At 55.7% G+C, this 3,749-nt stretch carries 2 protein-coding genes and 1 pseudogene; 1 reads left to right on the top strand and 2 read right to left on the bottom strand.

All coding sequences use genetic code 11. From position 1 onward, the window contains the following. Nucleotides 1–51: 51 nt before the first annotated feature. Nucleotides 52–690, bottom strand: a complete 639-nt coding sequence (locus EN993_RS32705) for a hypothetical protein (protein ID WP_127265896.1) — start codon at nucleotides 688–690, stop codon at nucleotides 52–54. Nucleotides 691–1,086: 396 nt separating this feature from the next. Here EN993_RS32705 and EN993_RS32700 point away from each other — a divergent pair, with 396 nt between their 5' ends. After that, nucleotides 1,087–3,387: a hypothetical protein gene (locus tag EN993_RS32700; protein WP_127265894.1), complete on the top strand. Its 2,301-nt coding sequence runs from the start codon at nucleotides 1,087–1,089 to the stop codon at nucleotides 3,385–3,387. Between the two features lie 33 nt (nucleotides 3,388–3,420). Here EN993_RS32700 and EN993_RS32695 read toward each other — a convergent pair. Continuing rightward, nucleotides 3,421–3,749: pseudogene (locus EN993_RS32695) on the bottom strand (zinc-binding dehydrogenase); the annotation flags it as partial.

The following is a 3,749-nucleotide window of genomic DNA, read 5'->3' as shown; positions in this document are numbered from 1 at the left end:
CATCTCGCACGGCGCAGGCAAGCGTCCTAAACTGCTTGTGGGCCAGGCCTATCAGCGCAGGAGTCCGTCCTTCTCAAAATCTTCCCAGCCGCGCAAACTGGAGTGCGAGTTCTCATCGGGGCCATGGCCAGCTGAAGCTGCAGTTCCACGCCCGCTTCTTTGAGCACGTTTCATAGCCGCCTTCCCTGCGCCACGCCGCCTATTCTCTGCAGCTGTCGCTGCGTCTTTTTCGCGCCAGACCGTAACCAGGTCGCTGTCAAGCACATCCTCCACGTGTTGCGGGTCGAACACGTGAAAGGTGATGTTCCTTGCCCGCCCGCGGAGTTTCACCGTTTTCGTCCCGGCGCTCTGCAAGCGACCATCTTTCAGCCAGCGGTGCCGTTCGGCCGTCGAGATCGTCAGAATGTCCTCGATTTCACGGGGAATTACGGGCAGCTCTTCGATCTTCCGCAGTGCTTTGGATACGATCCCCATTGCCACCTGCACATCATTCTCGGCGCCCTCAGACACGCGCAGGGTGAGCACGCGGGACTCGATATGGAGCAGTTTCCTGAACTCCGTTGGAAGGCGGGCGCGTATTTCGAGAAATATACCCCTCGCTCTGACGGACGATCCAAGCGTTGCAGCCGGGGTTAAAGGCCACTCTCCAATCAGCTTCGCTGTTGCGTTGATTTTTCGGCGAGTGGACATGCCCGTTTATATAGGTCACCGATTGTCAGCAGCGATGAGCCGATCGCAAAGCCAATAACGAGTCCTAATCCGCCTGCGGTCTCAACCACGATGACCCTAAAGGCGCAACCACGATTGTTAGCGGGCCTGATTGCAATTTCGGCTAACAGGAAGCGGCAGAGGTTATCTAACACGCAAGAGCCGACATTCCGGTTTGAAGTGACATCGTCGTGATTTTACCCAAAGGGGGAGGATGCCGGTACACTCGAACGGTATGCCAGCGGCAAACGTTACTTCTGCTCCAAACATGGTGGTGGCTGAACTGCACAACGATAGTCGCAACATAATCGGAAACTGAGTTGAGCGTTCGGTCTATTGTCGATAGGCTCCGTTGCTGGATTCGGGGGTAAGCTGCAAGTGACGTCGGTTTTTGTCGCATACGCCTCCGGCAATCAGTTCCATGGTGATATGATTGTCGCAGCCTGCAAATCGGCTTCAACTTCCGATCGATCAATAACGCCATGGTCGACACTTGACACGTCGGGCTCACCAGTTGCGCGGTCGGTGGAAAGCTGGATAGAAGGCGCCGACGCTTTCATTGCCGACATCTCTCTCGTCAATCACAACGTGACCTACGAACTGGGATTTGCGATCGGATTGCAAAAGCCCACACGATTGATCCGCTCAACCCACATGGACTTCCAACCGGTCAAAGCCATCGGCTTGCTAGATACCCTGGGCCATGACGGCTACGACTATGATCACGTTCTTGTTCGCACCCTGTCAAAACGCGATGAAACGACCCGCTGGGCTGAACTGGCGAAAAATAAGGATCAGCCGGTTTTCATCCTTCAACTTCCGACCCCCACTGAATCCACCCTACGGACGACCAGCGCCGTCAAGAAGATTGCGCGGATCAAATTCCGCAACTTCAATTCTAGCGAGATCAGCCGACTGAACGCCAGCGAAGCCTATGAACAGGTGGCTTCTTCGTTCGGCATCATCGCTTTCTGGATGGAAGGTGACAGCGAGCAGGCTGCTCGCAACAACCAAAGAGCGGCGTTCATTTACGGCATTGCCCGCGGTCGCAACATTCCGGCATTGTTAATAGCTCACCAGAAGTCCAGCCTTCCTCTGGACCTACAGGACCAAGCCGACCGGTGGTGGAAACTAGCGGACCTCGATGAGATCATAGGCGCTTTCAGGTTGCGCGTGGCAGACGTTGCCAACGAGTTCGTCTCGATTAAGCAAGATCACGAAAACCTGCTTGAACGATTGAGTTGTGGCGATCCTGTAGCCGAGAATGAAGCAACCTCCCTTGCAGACCATTTCCTAGAGACCGACGGCTATCAGCGAACTCTACTCGGCGAAGCCAACGTGCTGGTCGGCAGGAAAGGAAGCGGCAAGACAGCGGTTTTCCTGCAAGTAAGAGATCGCACAAGGTCAAATAAGGCAAACATCGTCATCGACTTAATTCCAGACGGTTACCAGCTCATCAAGATGAAAGAGTTTATCTTGGATAAGCTCAGCTTCGGTACCCGGAAGGAAGTTATCGCGGCTTTTTGGGAATACGTACTGTGGCTCGAAATAACCTACAAGCTATTGGAGAAGGACGAAACGAGGGCGTTGCGCGACATGCGTCTTCTCCAGGGCTACAACAAGCTCAAGGCGCTATTTGAGGCGCGTGTCGACACAGGAACCGGGGACTTCTCTGAACGACTGAAACGACTGGCACAAAACGTTGTCGACCGGTTCCGCAGCAGCGCCATCGTTGACGTTGAACTTCACCAACTGGATTCATCCAAGGTGCTAGAGGCCATCTATGGGCAGGACGTCCGAGAACTCCGAGAGACCGTTCTTGAGTATCTTCGCCTCAAGGGTTTCGTTCTATTCCTCTTCGACAATCTCGACCGCTTTTGGACGCCCGGGGGCTTCACCGACGACGATGCCCTGATAGTGGTCGGGCTGACGGAGTCAATGCAAGAGATCGCGCGGAAGTTCCGTCGGAAGTCGCTTGAATTTAGGTGGGCCATTTTTATTCGGAGCGACGTATACGAGTTCCTAATACGCGGGATGGCGGACTACGGAAAGTTGGCTGTCCAAAGCATTGAATGGTCCGATCGCAGCTTGATGAAGGCCCTATTCGAACAGCGCCTCCAGGCGAGTGTCTCCGCCACTGGCGAGTCTTGGAGTTCGCTGTGGGATCGTGCTTCGGTGGCGACGGTAAACGGGCGCCCTGTTCTCGATTTCCTGATCGACGGCTGCCTTATGAGACCCCGCTATCTTATCCGTCTTTTCGAGACAGCACGTCGTCGCGCCCTGACTTTTGGGCGCAACAAGATGGAGGAAGAGGATTACGTCGTCGCATTGAGGGAGCTAGGATGGCAGGTGTTGGAAGATTTGGACCGCGAGATCGCCGATCTAGTCCCGAACGGATCGGACCTACTCTTTGAAATTCTACAGCATCGCGATGGACTGACGGCGGCAAAGTTCCGGTACATAGCGGCAAAGCAGATGAAGACGCCGGACAACGTGGAGAAGCTGCTCGACGTCATGCTCTGGAATGGCAGCGTCGGCGTTTTGGACAACGGCGCTCCAAAATACATCTTCGACTCGGGGTATAAGCGCCAGTATTTGGCGGCCTTGGTCAAGGCAAACGAGGGTGTCCAGCTCACGCTGCATCCCACTCTCGTTGCCGCCTTGGGCTCTGCGGTTTAGATCGGCAGACCCCCATCGCCGTGCTCGGTAGGCTCAGGGCCGAATGCGGATAACCGTCTTTCCCGCACGCCGCTCGGTTAAGTTGAAGGTGGCGATGGCATCGTCAAGGCTCGAGACCTTGCCGATATTCGTCCGCAGCCGACCGTCCCGGACCCGTTGAACGATCTCCCAAAGCTGGCCTCGATCAGCCTCGACGACGAAGTCAAACGCCAGGCCATCCGCTGGCCGCACGTCGGTAGGCCCGACGACGGTCACCAGCATGCCTCCGGCCCGGATCAGCGCTGCGGACCGTTTCTAAATGTCACCGCCAATGACATCGAACACCAGATCGACACCGCCGACGTCTTCCAGAGTGTCATTTC

The organism is Mesorhizobium sp. M7D.F.Ca.US.004.01.2.1 (assembly GCF_003997785.1).
Taxonomy (GTDB): Bacteria; Pseudomonadota; Alphaproteobacteria; order Rhizobiales; family Rhizobiaceae; genus Mesorhizobium; species Mesorhizobium loti.
This window is presented reverse-complemented; position numbering and strand designations above follow the sequence as displayed.